The sequence below is a fragment of the Serratia sp. L9 genome (assembly GCF_050632285.1).
GTDB lineage: Bacteria > Pseudomonadota > Gammaproteobacteria > Enterobacterales > Enterobacteriaceae > Chania.
This window is the reverse complement of record NZ_CP192591.1, coordinates 5,123,379-5,136,638: the sequence shown is the minus strand read 5'-3', so window position 1 is coordinate 5,136,638 and position 13,260 is coordinate 5,123,379. Positions and strand designations below refer to the sequence as shown.

The window sequence follows — 13,260 nt, the reverse complement described above, 5'->3', positions numbered from 1 at the left end:
GGCCAATGATCCTGGAAGGCTATTACCAGAGCCCTGGCCGGGCTGCACGCGAAACAGCGCGGCTGTTGCTGAATGACGCAGGGGAAGGTGTCACGCTGCAACGTGATACGCAGCGGTGCTATTTCTCTCTGCCTCAGGTCAGCGTTTCGGCATCATTGGGGAGTATCCCGCTGGCGTTGACGTTTCCCGACGGCGGGCGCTTTGTGCCTGCCGACGATGCGTTATTCCGCCAGTGGTTTTATCAGCGTCGTTCGCCAGGCCTGGTGCATCGGTTAGAGCGTTATAAACGAGGTGTGTTGCTGACGCTGTTACTGAGCATCCTCTCTACTTTGGCGTATATCTATCTGGTGCTTCCCTGGGCAAGCAATGAGATTGCATTACGCATTCCCACATCGGCGGAACAAACACTGGGCGAACATTCGTTACAGTTTCTGCAAAAAGGGGGTTTAAACCGTCGGAGTTGCCCGTAGAAAAGCAACAGGCCCTCCAGAAACTGTTCTTGCAGGTGATGCCAGAGCGAATGCAGCAGGAACGCACTCCTCTCAGCTTGAAGCTGATGGCGTCAGAAGGGGAAGCCAATGCGTTTATGCTGCCCGATGGCACCTTGGTGATCAGCGATGATCTGGTGAAACTGGCGAACGGCGACGATGGCCTTGCCGCGGTGATGTTACATGAAATGGCCCACCATGCTTACCGTCATCCTATGCGGATGGTGGTGCGTTCTTCCCTGGTAGCACTGACGTTTATGTGGATGACCGGTGATGTGAGCGGTGTGGGTGATACGCTGCTGCAATCGGCTTCATTTATGCATGAGATGCAATTCTCCCGCACCATGGAGCGTGAAGCAGACGATTGGGCAATCGCAGAAATGCGGTCTCAACGGCGTTCATTGGCAGCCATGGCAGATATCTATCGCGCATTGCAGCAATCGGCAGGCACCCGGGTGGGGGCTTCATTAAAAGTGCCCGAATGGCTAAGTACGCATCCGGAGATGCAGGCCAGGCTGGAGGCTATTGAAGCTGCCGACATCAAGGCGCAGCAGAACTAGCCGGTATCGGTGAAAAAGCCCCCGGCCAAAAGCCGAGGGCTGCTGTCCTCAGGGGATTACTTCGCTTTACCCTGGTTTGCTACCGCAGCGGCTTTGGCTGCGATCTCGTCAGCATTACCCAGGTAATAACGTTTGATTGGCTTAAAGTTCTCGTCGAACTCGTATACCAATGGCACGCCCGTTGGGATGTTCAGCTCGAGGATTTCGTCCTCGCTCAGGTTATCCAGGTATTTCACCAATGCACGCAGGGAGTTGCCGTGAGCGGCAACGATAACGCGTTCACCGCTCTTGATGCGTGGCAGGATCTCTTCGTCCCAATAGGGGATTACGCGATCGATAGTCAGCGCCAGGCTTTCGGTCAGTGGCAGCTCTTTTTCGGTCAGGGCTGAATAACGCGGATCGTGGCCCGGATAGCGTTCATCTTCTCTGGTCAGTTCTGGCGGTGTTACCGCAAAGCCACGACGCCATTGTTTAACCTGCTCATCACCATATTTCTCAGCCGTTTCAGCTTTGTTCAGGCCTTGCAGTGCGCCGTAGTGGCGTTCATTCAGTTTCCAGGATTTTTCGGTTGGCAGCCAGGCTTGATCCAGCTCGTCCAGAATGTTCCACAGGGTGTGGATAGCACGTTTCAGAACGGAAGTGTAAGCGAAATCGAAAGAGAAACCTTCATCTTTCAACAGCTTGCCTGCTGCTTTTGCTTCGGTACGGCCTTTGTCGGAAAGATCGACGTCATACCAACCGGTGAAGCGGTTTTCGTTGTTCCACTGGCTTTCGCCGTGGCGCACCAGAACCAGCTTAGTTACAGCCATAGCTTAACTCCTTAATAATCTGACAGTTCAATGATAACGAAAATCATTATATTCTGCGGCCGATAGCACGGCAATCGAAATACCCGTTAACTATACCCACTAAAATAGCCGGGTTTTATACCAGGAATGGCAAGGCTCAGCCCCCCATAACCGTTGGGTGTAGTGTTTAACCATAGCCAATTTTTGACGGTAGGATAAGAGGAGTTTTGCACGGGCTGCATTGTTGAGGCGGTTGGATAAAGGCGCAAACAAGATTGACTCATTTGCGCCAAGGAATTAATACCATCAGGCAGATTTTTTCAGGCAACTGCTCATGAAGGTTTTACGCTCGTCACCTTTCAGACTCTTTTTAGCGGCGTCGGCGTTACAGTCTTTCATTTTCTGCTGCTGCGGGGTGAGGGCCTTGTCGGTTTTGTGGCCTTCGGCCTTCAGACAGGTGCTCATAAAGGTGGTGCGGTCAGAGCCCTTCAGCGATTGGGTGGTGGCCTGTTGATTACAATCGGTCATTCGCTTCTGCTGGGCTGCCTGCGCCGGGGAGGGCGTTTTTGCTGCGGTATCGGCGGCCATCAGAGGGGTGCTCAGCAGTAAACCTGTCAGTAATGGAAGTGCAGTAATCAGACGCATAGGTGTTCCTTCAGCTATTGACCGGCCTGGGGCCGAAAATTGTGACTCTGCACAAGGCGTTGTGCATATCACGGTAGCCTGATAGTAGTGTGGGGTTTGGAATAAGGAAAGGTCACTGCCGACGGATGCAATGTAAGCAATTATAACAAAAACGCCCCTGACCGCATGATAAGGGGCGTGGCGGGTCAGATAGGAATAAACCGATAATGCGTGGCGCTCTGGTAACGCTGGCCCGGATATAGCCAACAATCGGGCTGTGGCCATTGTGGATGATGCGGGCTATCGGGCAGGAACTCGCTTTCCAGGGCCACCCCGGCGTAATTATTATAGGTGCCGCCATCGCGTGCTGGCGTTCCCCCAGATAATTACCGCTGTACAGCTGCAACGCTGGCGCAGTGGTGTATACCGTCATTTCAACTTTGCCATCGGCAGACCACAGGTGGGCTGCCGGGTTTTCCAACCCGTTGCAGGTCCGGTGAAGCAGATAGGCATGATCATAACCTTTTACCCGTTGCTGATCGCGATCGCGCAACAGGTCCTGATGCAGGGTTTTAGGCTGGCGAAAATCCATACCGGTACCCGCAACCGCCGTCAGATCGGCACAGGGGATGCCTTCGCTGTCTACCGGCAGGTAGCGGTCGGCGAACAGTTGCAAGCGCTGTTGCCTGGCATCGTGTCCGGCACCGTCCAGGTTGAAATAGGCATGATTGGTCAGATTGACCGGGCAGGGGCGATCGGTCTGTGCCTGATACTCGATTTCCAACCGATGATCGGCGGTGAGCCGATAGGTCAGCGTTACGTCAAGGTTGCCAGGAAAACCCTGGTCACCGTCAGGGGAACATAGCTGATAGACCACCCGCTGTTCGTCCTGGGCAACTGTCTGCCAGCGGCGTGCATGGAAGCCCTTCGGGCCGCCGTGCAGTTGGTGCTCCCCCTGGTTGGCTACCAGCGGATGAGCCTTACCGTCGATCTCCAGGCTGGCATGAGCAATTCGGTTGGCGTAGCGCCCGACCGTTGCCCCCAGGTAAGCGGCCTGATACAGATAGTCTACCGGCGTTTTGCAACCCAGCAACAGCTCACGTTTTTCACCGGATTTCAGTGGCAGCACGGCGGAAAGCCAGGTTGCTCCCCAGTCCATAAACGAAACCGTCATACCCCCGGCATTACGCAGGGTGGTAAGATTAAAGGGCTGCCCGTCTGGGGCAATTGCGGGTGTATCGGTCAGCATAAGCCAGATCCTTGCGATGCTTGGCATACATAAAAGGTTTCTTTGAGGCCGTTGGTTTGCAGAGGGTATTCTTTAGCCACCGCCGCTCGCACCGGCTCCACCAGTTCCTGTGGCATCAGCGCCACGATGCAACCGCCGAAACCGCCGCCGGTCATACGTACGCCGCCACGATCGCCAATCACCTCTTTGACAATCTCGACCAGTGTATCAATGGGAGGCACGGTTATCTCAAAATTATCACGCATTGAAGCGTGTGATTCGGCCATCAGTTTCCCCATCAGTTTCAGATTGCCAGCGGCTAAGGCATCCGCAGCGGCCAGGGTGCGAGCGTTTTCGGTGATCACATGGCACGCCCGTTTGGCGACAATCGGATCCAGTTCATCCATGATCGGGAAGAACAGATCCAGGCTGACATCACGTAGCGCTTTGACACCAAAGAAGCGGGCTGCTTCTTCGCACTGTTTGCGGCGAGTGTTGTATTCGCTGTCGACCAGGCCACGTTTGACGTTGGAGTTGATAATAACCACGGCAATATTTTCTGGCATTGATACCGCTCGTGTTTCCAATGAACGGCAGTCGATCAGCAGGGCGTGATCTTTCTTCCCCAGTGCTGAAATCAATTGATCCATAATGCCGCAGTTACAGCCGACAAACTGGTTCTCTGCTTCCTGGCCGTTCAGCGCCAGTGCAACGCCGTCGAGGGGTAATTGATAAAGCGCCTGCAATGCCTGGCCGACGGCAACTTCGAGCGAGGCGGATGAGCTCAGCCCGGCCCCTTGCGGCACATTACCGCTGATCACCAGATCGGCACCGCCAAAATCAGCATTGCGTGTCTGCAGGTGTTTCACCACGCCACGTACATAGTCGGCCCAGCGCAGATTGGCGTGGCTGACGATCGGTTCGTCTAACGAAAACAGATCCTGCTGATTCTCGTAGTCGGCCGCCAATACGCGGATCAGGCGATCGCTACGTGCTGCACCACTGATGACGGTCTGGTAATCGATGGCGCAGGGAAGCACAAAGCCGTCATTGTAATCGGTGTGCTCGCCAATCAGGTTTACCCGGCCTGGAGCCTGAATTGTAAGGGTCGGTGCGTAGCCAAAGTGTTCAGTAAAGAGGGTTTGGGTATGCTGTTTCAGGCTCATTATTTCACTCCGGCTTGTTGATAATGGATATCGCTGACCGCGCGCAGGCGTTCAGCAGCTTGTTCTGCGGTCAGATCGCGCTGGGTTTCTGCCAGCATTTCATAGCCCACCATAAATTTGCGCACCGTAGCGGAACGCAGCAGTGGTGGATAGAAATGGGCATGTAACTGCCAGTGGCGGTTATCGGCGTTGTTAAATGGCGCACCGTGCCAGCCCATCGAATAAGGGAAAGAGCACTGAAACAGGTTGTCATAGCGGCTGGTGAGTTTCTTCAGCGCGATGGCCAGATCGCTGCTTTGCTCGGCGCTGAGATCGGTAAGGCGTTGCACGGCAGCTTTCGCAAGCAGCAGGGTTTCGAATGGCCAGGCGGCCCAATAGGGCACCACGGCCAGCCAATGTTCGGTTTCGACTACCGTCCGGCTGCCATCAGCGAGCTCCCGCTGCGCGTAATCGACCAGCATGGCGGTTTGGTGTTGAGTGAAATATTCCTGCTGCAGGCGATCTTCACGTTCTGCCTCGTTGGGCAGGAAACTGTTAGCCCAAACCTGACCGTGTGGATGAGGATTGGAGCATCCCATCGCGGCACCTTTGTTTTCAAACACTTGTACCCAAGGATAGGTGCGCCCCAAATCTGTAGTCTGTTCCTGCCAGGTGGCGATCACCTGCTCCAGCGCGGGAGAGAGAGTAGGGGCAAGGTTTTGCTGTGATCCGGGGAAAAGCAGATCACCCGGCTGGTGCCACGCGCACTTTGGCAACGTATCAGCGGATCGTCGCTTTCAGGGGCCTGTGGCGTGTCTTGCATCAGGGCTGCAAAGTCATTAGTGAACACATAGGTACCCGGATAATCTGGGTTTTTATCACCGGTCACGCGCGTATTGCCAGGGCAAAGGAAGCAATCGGGATCGTGCGTCGGCAGGGTTTCCTGCGCGGCAGATTCCTGCTGGCCTTGCCAAGGACGCTTGGCCCGGTGAGGTGAAACCAGCACCCATTGGCCAGTGAGAGGATTAAAACGGCGATGCGGGTGATCGGTCGGGTTAAAATTGAGCATAACGCTTCCTTCATCTATGCCGGGCTAAGTGTAATCGCTTTCACTGGGTTTTTACTGACTGTAGCCGCGTGCATTTTAGAGAATAATGTAAGAAAGATAGCATGCCTGTGGTAATAAAAAGGTGATCTAACGCGAAAAATGGAATCGCTTACACTGATTGAGTATCTTGGCTGCCAGCCATTACAGGGAAATTTAACGCGTTGGTGGTGGTAACGTTTTCACTGAGGTTGGCCGACAGCGAAATCTGTCGGCCAATATGGGGTTATGGATGTTGATAGAGCGGATAAGTGAAGAACAGCAGATGGGTAAGGTTAAGGCCAAAATGGAAGACGATTGGCACCCACAGGCGGCCGCTCCACATCCAGGCCAGGCCGTAAATCACCCCGGCCAGCGTGGCAAACGCCACCATCAGCATGCCCCCGGCCAGATGAGCGGCACCAAACAGCAAAGCGGTGATAATCAGTGCCGGGTAAGGCCCCAGCCATTGGCGCAGACGCTGCTGCAAATAACCCCGGAACAACGCCTCCTCAGCCATAGAGACGAAAAACAGGTTGGCCATGATAAATGCCAGGATCCAAGGCGGCAGATGCATTTCAACTTTCAGCCCACCAAGCGCGACCGCCAACATCAGCACCGCCGGGATGCAGAGCACCAGCAGCACCCAGGCGCTGGCTCCCACTTTCTTGTCAGGCTGGCCAGCATTGAACAAGGTTGGCAGACAGACAATCAACAGGAAAGGTACCAGTGCCTTATCGAAGTTGTAATACATCGAATAAAGCGAGCTGAGAGGGCCTACCTTTTCCTGATCGACCATCACTGGGTTATTGAAGCCGGGGATCAGGTGATAAAACAGTGCGATTGAGCAGGCAACCAAAAACAGTTCTAAGGCCAAAGATACTGCGCGCTGATGGTGATATAACTGATGTAGCCAGGCCGCAATGGCAATGACGCCCAGGCAAGCCAGGCTGACCGGTGTCAGGATATGGTGGTAAACCCCCATCCCTGCTGCGGCAGCCAGCACGACTAAAGCAATCAGTCGATTAAATGGCAAAAAAAACAACGAAGCCGAAAGTACGCCCCACATATTTAGCTATCCCTTTAAATAGATACACGGCACTCAATACCAGAAAATCTGGTGTGTTAATGACACGTAAAGTGAGTGCTAAATGGGATAGTAGCACAAGCTTATGTCAGCAAAGGTCGGGGCAGTCGTTAAACCTGCTAAAACGGCTATTTATCCTTGCATCCAGGCCTGGGAACGCCTGACTTCCGCCAGATTTTGCAATGTCTCCAGGCTTTGCTGATGGATCTCTTCTGTTGGGGCGGCGCAGAGGTCTTGCAAAATGGTTATCTGGAATCCGGCATCGTGCGCGTGCCGGGCGGTGCTTTCGATTGCCAGCGGCGTACTGATCCCCCCAACAGCAAATGGTGGCGGCGCTGCTGCTGTAACCATGCTAACAAATTGTTACCGGCGAATGCGGAGAGCGCTTTTTTCGTACTGCAAATCCTCTGCTTTTATTTCCAACCCGGCCAGCCAGTGGCAACCCCCGTTGCTTAAACGCAGCGCACCGATATGTTTGAAATGGTTAAACAGCGGTGAGTGGGGTGGAATATCGTGATAATCATCGGCAAAACCGGTGCGCAACCAGATCACCGGAATTTTTCTTACTCGTGCGTAGGCCGCTGCAGCATTGACATGCGCGATCAGATCCCGCGCCATGAGCTGCTCGCGGCAGTGGTTCGCGCGTCCTTTGGGGCCTGCCAGATCTTCAATCAGATCGGTAATAATCAGCGCTGCGGACATACCTTCTCCAGAAAATAACTCTGCATCCTTTGATGATAAGAGGCCAAGTGTGATGCGTTGTGGAGGAAGTGTTGCCGGATATGTCTCCGGGATAGGCGCTGTAGCACTTATCCCGGCAGCTTAAGCTAATACCTCTTGCTGATAACCGTAGCCGTCCCCTTCAGGAACGAAGGTCAAACGGTGAGTGATACATTGCGGGGCATCTTCTGCATGATGCGAAACGAACAGCAACTGGGTCGAACCTTGTTGGATCAGCACATCGATGAAGCGCCGCACCAGTTGGCGGTTAAGCGGATCCAGACCCTGCAAGGGTTCATCCAGGATCAGCAGAGCCGGGTGTTTAACCAGCGCCCTGGCAATCAGCGCCAGCCGTTGCTGGCCCCAGGAAAGGCCATGGAACGGCGCATCAGCGGAGTTCTCCAGGCCGAGCAATGCCAGCCACTGAGAAGTTAACTGCTGCTGGCGATCGGAGACGGCCTGATAGATGCCGATCGAATCAAAGAAGCCGGAAAGTATAACGTTACGCACGCTGGAGCTGACGCGATAATCCAGATGCAGGCTGCTGCTGACGTAGCCGATATGGCGTTTGATATCCCAGATGGTTTCACCGCTGCCACGTCGGCGGCCAAACAGCGTCAGATCGTTACTGTAACCTTGCGGATGATCGCCAGTGATCAGGCTGAGCAACGTTGATTTCCCGGCTCCATTGGGGCCGACGATCTGCCAATGCTCACCAGGGTTAACCTGCCAGCTCAACTGGCTGAGGATCGGGCGATCGTTGTAACTCACCACGCCATCACGCAAGACGATCAGGGGGCGATCGCTTGGCAGGCCAACCTTCTGGGTAGGATCTTCGGTTTCAGGCAACATCAGGCCCTCGAGGTTTTCGCTGTGTGCCAACTGGGCGATCAGCGCTTCGGCCATCACCTGTTCCCGCGGCCCCTGGCTGGTGAGGGTACAATCGGCCAACACGCCCACCTGCTCAATGAAATCCGGGATCTCATCGAAGCGGTTGAGTACCAATACCAAGGTATAACCCTGTAGCGAAAGTGCGTTCAGCAAGATAGCAAGCTGGGCGCGTGAGTTGGCGTCCAGCCCATCGAAAGGTTCATCCAGGATGAGCAAATCCGGTTGGGGCATCAGGGCACGACAAAGCAGGGTTTTGCGAGTTTCGCCGGTAGACAGGTATTTAAAACGGCGAGAAAGCAACGGGGTGATACCAAACTGCGCGGCAAGCTGCGCACAACGGTTGGCATCTTTGACTTCTTCTTGAATAATTTCTGCCGTGGTGCGACCGGTGTCGTCCTCGTCCGGGCTTAACAGGTCGGTATTGTTGCGCTGCCATTCATCGCTGACCAGTTTTTGTAACTGCTCGAACGAAATCCGCACGACGTGGTGAAAATCGCCATGAAGCTCGCCTTTCAGCAACGTCAGTTCGCCAGACAATGCCCTGGCCAGGGCTGATTTCCCGCTGCCATTAGCCCCGACAAACGCCCAGCTATCGCCAGATCGGATGCTCAAGTGGTCCAGTTCCAGCGTGCGGGTATCGCTTAAACGAAACGAACCTTGTGAAATTTGCAACGACGACATTCTCTATTCCCTGTTTCGCAATGACTTTGTTTAGAAATAGGAGCATCGGCAAAAGATGTCAATCGGCAATACTGCAACGTGACGTTGCGTTTAACACAACGTAGCGACAATCACCCGATCGGCATTGAATAAGGCATGCACCGCTGAGCCCTGGCTGAGCTTCAGTTGTACCAATTCCTGACTGCTGATGGTGGCGCACAGCGTTTCCCCGCCGCTGAGCGTCACCAGAATTTCGCTGTGATCGCTGCCGGGTTGAATACTGGCGACGGTGCCAGGCAACACATTATCTGTCAGCCCGGTCATGGTGGGGTCGGTGCTTAGTTTCACCCACGGGGCTTTGATCAGTGCCAGCACTTCTTTACCCGGCACCAATTGCAACCGGTCGGCACTTTGCTGCGTTACGGCAGCGAGCAGACGGGTGCGGCCATCGGCCAGCAACAGGCTGATATGCTGCTGAACCTGCTGGTGATCACGTTCAATCACGGTGCCGAAGAACTGGTTGCGGGCGCTGGTTTGCAACGAGAAGCGGGAGATAGCCGCCAGCAGACTGTCCAGCGGCAGGTTGTCCTGCTGCAGGACGTCGAAGGCTTTTTGCTGGATCTGGCCCAGCAGATCGTAAAGCTGGATCAACCGCTGCCCATAACGCGTCACCTGTGCGCCGCCGCCACCTTTGCCGCCGGTAGCGCGTTCTACCACCGTTTGTTCGGCCAGTTGGTTCATTTCGTTGATGGCATCCCAGGCGCTTTTGTAACTGATCCCAGCCAGTTTGGCTCCCTGACTGATCGAGCCGGTATTCACCACCTGTTTGAGCAGCGCGATGCGGCGTGGATCGGCGAACAGCTTCTGCTGAAGTTTTAGGGTGAGAAGGATCTCGGCCTGCATGGTTAGCTCCGGTTGGTCGTTTTTCCTATTCGCTTTTCAAGCCGTAACTTGAAAATCACAGGGGGATAAAAATGTTATTGTCGCCGATTTGGCTCAAAGCGCCAACTGAGCACGTTTCGCAGATTACAAATATCCCGCAGCCGTTAAAATAGACGCGTTTTTGCCAGCATTTTGGTTTACAGTAAACCCTACGCAGCCGTTTGAAAGGCAGTAAAGTGAGGCTACCATGTTAGAATTATTGAAAAGTCTGTTGTTTGCCGTGGTAATGGTGCCGGTGGTGATGGCGGTTATTCTGGGCCTGATTTATGGCTTGGGTGAAGTGTTCAACGTCTTCTCCAAAATCGGCCATCCGAAAGAAAACCGCAGCTAGTCCCCTCTCTCAAATGCCCGCCAATATCATTTGGTCGGGCGTTTCTCAAGTTATCTCCCAGTTTGCCGATAAACCGCATGACAACCGTCCATACTGCGTTATATCATTTTTTACATAACGATGTTGATGGTTAACTTGCGGAGAAAACAATGAAACAGCAATGGATAAAATGGGTGGGAGGCATGGCTTTGGCCTCCGGGTTGGTGATGCAGGTTTCTGCGGCAGAGAAAATTACCGTTTTTGCTGCGGCCTCGCTGACTAACGCGTTGCAGGATATCGCCACTGAATACCAGAAAGGCAAAGATGTGCAGATCGTATCTTCTTTTGCTTCCTCTTCAACGCTGGCTCGCCAGATTGAGCAGGGCGCCCCAGCCGATATGTTTATCTCCGCCGATCAGCAGTGGATGGATTATGTGATCGACAAACAGCAGATGGTGAAAGACACGCGTTACACGCTGCTGGGTAACGAGCTGGTGCTGATTGCCGCCAAGTCGTCCAAACAAGACAAAATCGATATCAATAAGCAAACCGACTGGGCCAAATTGTTGAACGGTGGGCGTCTGTCTGTCGGCGATCCCGATCACGTGCCAGCGGGTATCTACGCTAAAGAAGCGTTGCAGAATCTGGGCGCCTGGACAACGCTGGAACCCCAACTGGCACGAGCCAATAACGTGCGCAGTGCCATGGCGATGGTTGAACGTGAAGAGGCGCCACTGGGTATTGTTTACGGTTCAGACGCGAAAGCCAGCGATAAGGTGAAACTGGTGGGTATTTTCCCTGAAGACAGCCATAAACCAGTTGAATACCCAATGGCGATCGTTAAAGATCGTCAGACTCCAGCCGTTACGGCTTTCTACGATTATCTGAAAAGCCCACAAGCCGCGGCTATTTTTGAACGTTATGGATTCTCCCCACGTAAATGATATTAAGCGAGTATGAGTGGCAGGCCGTTGAGCTGAGCCTGAAAGTCTCCAGCCTGGCGGTGATCGGCAGTTTGCCGCTGGGCATTCTGATGGCCTGGGTTCTGGTTCGCTGCAATTTTCCTGGCAAATCCTTGTTGGACAGCCTTATTCATTTGCCGTTGGTATTGCCCCCGGTGGTGGTGGGCTATATTTTGCTGATCGCCATGGGTCGAAGGGGTTTTATTGGTGAATGGCTGTACCAGTGGTTTGGCTTTAGCTTCAGTTTCAGCTGGCGCGGCGCCGCCTGGCTTCGGCGGTGGTGGCATTTCCGCTGATGGTTCGGGCCATCCGGTTGGCGCTGGAGGCGGTGGATACCCGCTTGGAACAGGCTGCCCGTACCTTGGGGGCCAACCCTTGGCGGGTGTTCTTTACCATCACGTTGCCGCTGTCGCTGCCCGGCGTTATCGTTGGCGTGGTGTTGGCGTTTGCCCGTTCTTTGGGCGAATTTGGCGCCACCATCACCTTTGTTTCCAACATTCCAGGTGAAACACGGACCATCCCGCTGGCAATGTATACCCTGATAGAAACGCCCGGGGCCGAAGCGGCAGCAGCACGTTTATGCGTCATTGCCATCGCGCTTGCACTGGCCGCCCTGATGGTTTCCGAATGGCTGGCCCGCTGGGGCCGCAAGCGTATGGGCCTATAGATGTTAGAACTGGATTTCAGCCAACGGCTTGGCGATCTCAACCTGAACATACAGGCCAATCTGCCCGCTCAGGGGATCACCGCTATTTTTGGGCTTTCAGGTGCCGGTAAAACCTCATTAATCAATGCGATTGCTGGCCTGACGCTGGTGCAGCAGGGGCGTATTGCCCTTAATGGCCGCACGCTGGTGGATACCGCCAGCGGCACCTGCCTGCCCCCGGATAAACGCCGTGTTGGCTATGTATTCCAGGATGCGCGCCTGTTCCCGCATTATCGCGTTCGCGGCAATCTGCAATATGGCATGGCGGCCGGCATGCGTGGCCAATTCGACAACATTGTTGAGCTGCTGGGGATTGCGCCGTTGCTGGATCGCCTGCCACTGACCCTTTCCGGTGGTGAAAAACAGCGTGTGGCGATTGGCCGTGCGCTGCTGACCGCGCCGGAACTGCTGCTGATGGACGAACCTTTGGCCTCACTCGATATGCCGCGCAAGCGTGAGCTGTTGCCATACCTGGAACGGCTGGCGCAGGACGTGAATATCCCCATTCTCTACGTCAGTCACAGCATGGATGAGATCTTGCGGCTGGCGGAGCAGGTGCTGGTGTTGGATAACGGCCAGGTGCGGGCGTTTGGCGGGGTGGAGGAAGTCTGGGCTAGCCGTGCGCTGCGGCCTTGGTTACAGCGCGAAGATCAGAGCAGCGTATTGAGCGTTAGCGTCATTGAGCACCATCCACGCTATGCCATGAGCGCATTGGCGCTGGGCGATCAGCGCCTGTGGGTCGGTGGTATTGAAGCCCCGGTAGGCACGCAAATGCGCATTCGCATCAACGCCGCCGATGTCTCGCTGGTGCTGCAACCCCCGGCCAGCAGCAGTATCCGCAATATTCTGCCCGCTAAGGTAGCAGAGTGCCTGGATGTTGACGGCCAGGTGGAAGTGAAGCTTTTAATCGGTGAGAACATTCTCTGGGCACGCATAACCCCGTGGGCGCGGGACGATCTGGCGATTAGAGCTGGCCAATGGCTCTATGCTCAGGTCAAGAGCGTGTCGATTAGCCGGGAAAGCAACTGAGTTAAGGTTTTGCCTCCCATACCCTAACCTTCTCCC

Annotated in this window: 11 protein-coding genes and 4 pseudogenes; 5 read left to right on the top strand and 10 right to left on the bottom strand. The window is 54.6% G+C overall.

Annotated features, from left to right (window positions below):
• The first annotated feature begins 5 nt into the window (after positions 1-5).
• Positions 6-1,048 (top strand): annotated as a pseudogene (locus tag ACQ86O_RS24415) (M48 family metallopeptidase).
• 56 nt (positions 1,049-1,104) lie between these two features.
• Here ACQ86O_RS24415 and gpmA read toward each other — a convergent pair.
• From gpmA to modE, 10 genes and pseudogenes are all read right to left on the bottom strand, one after another.
• Positions 1,105-1,857 carry a 2,3-diphosphoglycerate-dependent phosphoglycerate mutase gene (gpmA, locus tag ACQ86O_RS24410; protein WP_431223231.1) on the bottom strand — a complete coding sequence of 251 codons (753 nt, stop codon included), beginning with the start codon at positions 1,855-1,857 and terminating at the stop codon, positions 1,105-1,107.
• 285 nt (positions 1,858-2,142) lie between these two features.
• Positions 2,143-2,481 carry a PsiF family protein gene (locus tag ACQ86O_RS24405; protein ID WP_431223230.1) on the bottom strand — a complete coding sequence of 113 codons (339 nt, stop codon included), beginning with the start codon at positions 2,479-2,481 and terminating at the stop codon, positions 2,143-2,145.
• 185 nt (positions 2,482-2,666) lie between these two features.
• Positions 2,667-3,709, bottom strand: a pseudogene (gene galM, locus ACQ86O_RS24400) (galactose-1-epimerase).
• Positions 3,703-4,854, bottom strand: a complete 1,152-nt coding sequence (galK, locus tag ACQ86O_RS24395; RefSeq protein WP_431223229.1) for a galactokinase — start codon at positions 4,852-4,854, stop codon at positions 3,703-3,705. Before galK ends, galM begins: the two are co-directional and overlap by 7 nt.
• Positions 4,854-5,902: pseudogene (gene galT, locus ACQ86O_RS24390) on the bottom strand (galactose-1-phosphate uridylyltransferase). Before galT ends, galK begins: the two are co-directional and overlap by 1 nt.
• Before the next feature lie 262 nt (positions 5,903-6,164).
• Positions 6,165-6,986: a lysostaphin resistance A-like protein gene (locus ACQ86O_RS24385; protein ID WP_431223228.1), complete on the bottom strand. Its 822-nt coding sequence runs from the start codon at positions 6,984-6,986 to the stop codon at positions 6,165-6,167.
• 150 nt (positions 6,987-7,136) lie between these two features.
• Positions 7,137-7,355 (bottom strand): cysteine hydrolase family protein, encoded by a 219-nt coding sequence (locus ACQ86O_RS24380; protein ID WP_431223227.1) that lies wholly within the window; start codon positions 7,353-7,355, stop codon positions 7,137-7,139.
• Positions 7,356-7,367: 12 nt separating this feature from the next.
• Positions 7,368-7,706 carry a hypothetical protein gene (locus ACQ86O_RS24375; RefSeq protein ID WP_431223226.1) on the bottom strand — a complete coding sequence of 113 codons (339 nt, stop codon included), beginning with the start codon at positions 7,704-7,706 and terminating at the stop codon, positions 7,368-7,370.
• 120 nt (positions 7,707-7,826) lie between these two features.
• Entirely contained in the window at positions 7,827-9,296 is a 1,470-nt protein-coding gene (modF, locus tag ACQ86O_RS24370; RefSeq protein WP_431223225.1) for a molybdate ABC transporter ATP-binding protein ModF, read from the bottom strand.
• A gap of 90 nt (positions 9,297-9,386) precedes the next feature.
• Entirely contained in the window at positions 9,387-10,178 is a 792-nt protein-coding gene (gene modE, locus ACQ86O_RS24365) for a molybdenum-dependent transcriptional regulator (protein ID WP_431223224.1), read from the bottom strand.
• Between the two features lie 226 nt (positions 10,179-10,404).
• Here modE and ACQ86O_RS24360 point away from each other — a divergent pair, with 226 nt between their 5' ends.
• From ACQ86O_RS24360 to modC, 4 genes and pseudogenes are all read left to right on the top strand, one after another.
• A complete protein-coding gene (locus ACQ86O_RS24360) occupies positions 10,405-10,548 on the top strand; it encodes an AcrZ family multidrug efflux pump-associated protein (protein ID WP_431223223.1) in 144 nt (47 codons plus the stop codon).
• A 149-nt stretch (positions 10,549-10,697) separates the two neighbouring features.
• Positions 10,698-11,471 (top strand): molybdate ABC transporter substrate-binding protein, encoded by a 774-nt coding sequence (modA, locus tag ACQ86O_RS24355; protein WP_431223222.1) that lies wholly within the window; start codon positions 10,698-10,700, stop codon positions 11,469-11,471.
• A pseudogene (modB, locus tag ACQ86O_RS24350) lies at positions 11,468-12,156 on the top strand (molybdate ABC transporter permease subunit). Before modA ends, modB begins: the two are co-directional and overlap by 4 nt.
• The gene (gene modC, locus ACQ86O_RS24345) at positions 12,157-13,224 is read left to right on the top strand and encodes a molybdenum ABC transporter ATP-binding protein ModC (RefSeq protein ID WP_431223221.1); all 1,068 of its coding nucleotides are present in this window, start codon (positions 12,157-12,159) and stop codon (positions 13,222-13,224) included. It abuts the pseudogene before it with no gap.
• Positions 13,225-13,260 lie beyond the last annotated feature (36 nt).

Coding starts and splice junctions, on each gene's coding strand:
- gpmA (WP_431223231.1), bottom strand. CDS start 1,857: ATGGCTGTAACTAAGCTGGTTCTGGTGCGCCACGGCGAAAGCCAGTGG.
- ACQ86O_RS24405 (WP_431223230.1), bottom strand. CDS start 2,481: ATGCGTCTGATTACTGCACTTCCATTACTGACAGGTTTACTGCTGAGC.
- galK (WP_431223229.1), bottom strand. CDS start 4,854: ATGAGCCTGAAACAGCATACCCAAACCCTCTTTACTGAACACTTTGGC.
- ACQ86O_RS24385 (WP_431223228.1), bottom strand. CDS start 6,986: ATGTGGGGCGTACTTTCGGCTTCGTTGTTTTTTTTGCCATTTAATCGA.
- ACQ86O_RS24380 (WP_431223227.1), bottom strand. CDS start 7,355: ATGGTTACAGCAGCAGCGCCGCCACCATTTGCTGTTGGGGGGATCAGT.
- ACQ86O_RS24375 (WP_431223226.1), bottom strand. CDS start 7,706: ATGTCCGCAGCGCTGATTATTACCGATCTGATTGAAGATCTGGCAGGC.
- modF (WP_431223225.1), bottom strand. CDS start 9,296: ATGTCGTCGTTGCAAATTTCACAAGGTTCGTTTCGTTTAAGCGATACC.
- modE (WP_431223224.1), bottom strand. CDS start 10,178: ATGCAGGCCGAGATCCTTCTCACCCTAAAACTTCAGCAGAAGCTGTTC.
- ACQ86O_RS24360 (WP_431223223.1), top strand. CDS start 10,405: ATGTTAGAATTATTGAAAAGTCTGTTGTTTGCCGTGGTAATGGTGCCG.
- modA (WP_431223222.1), top strand. CDS start 10,698: ATGAAACAGCAATGGATAAAATGGGTGGGAGGCATGGCTTTGGCCTCC.
- modC (WP_431223221.1), top strand. CDS start 12,157: ATGTTAGAACTGGATTTCAGCCAACGGCTTGGCGATCTCAACCTGAAC.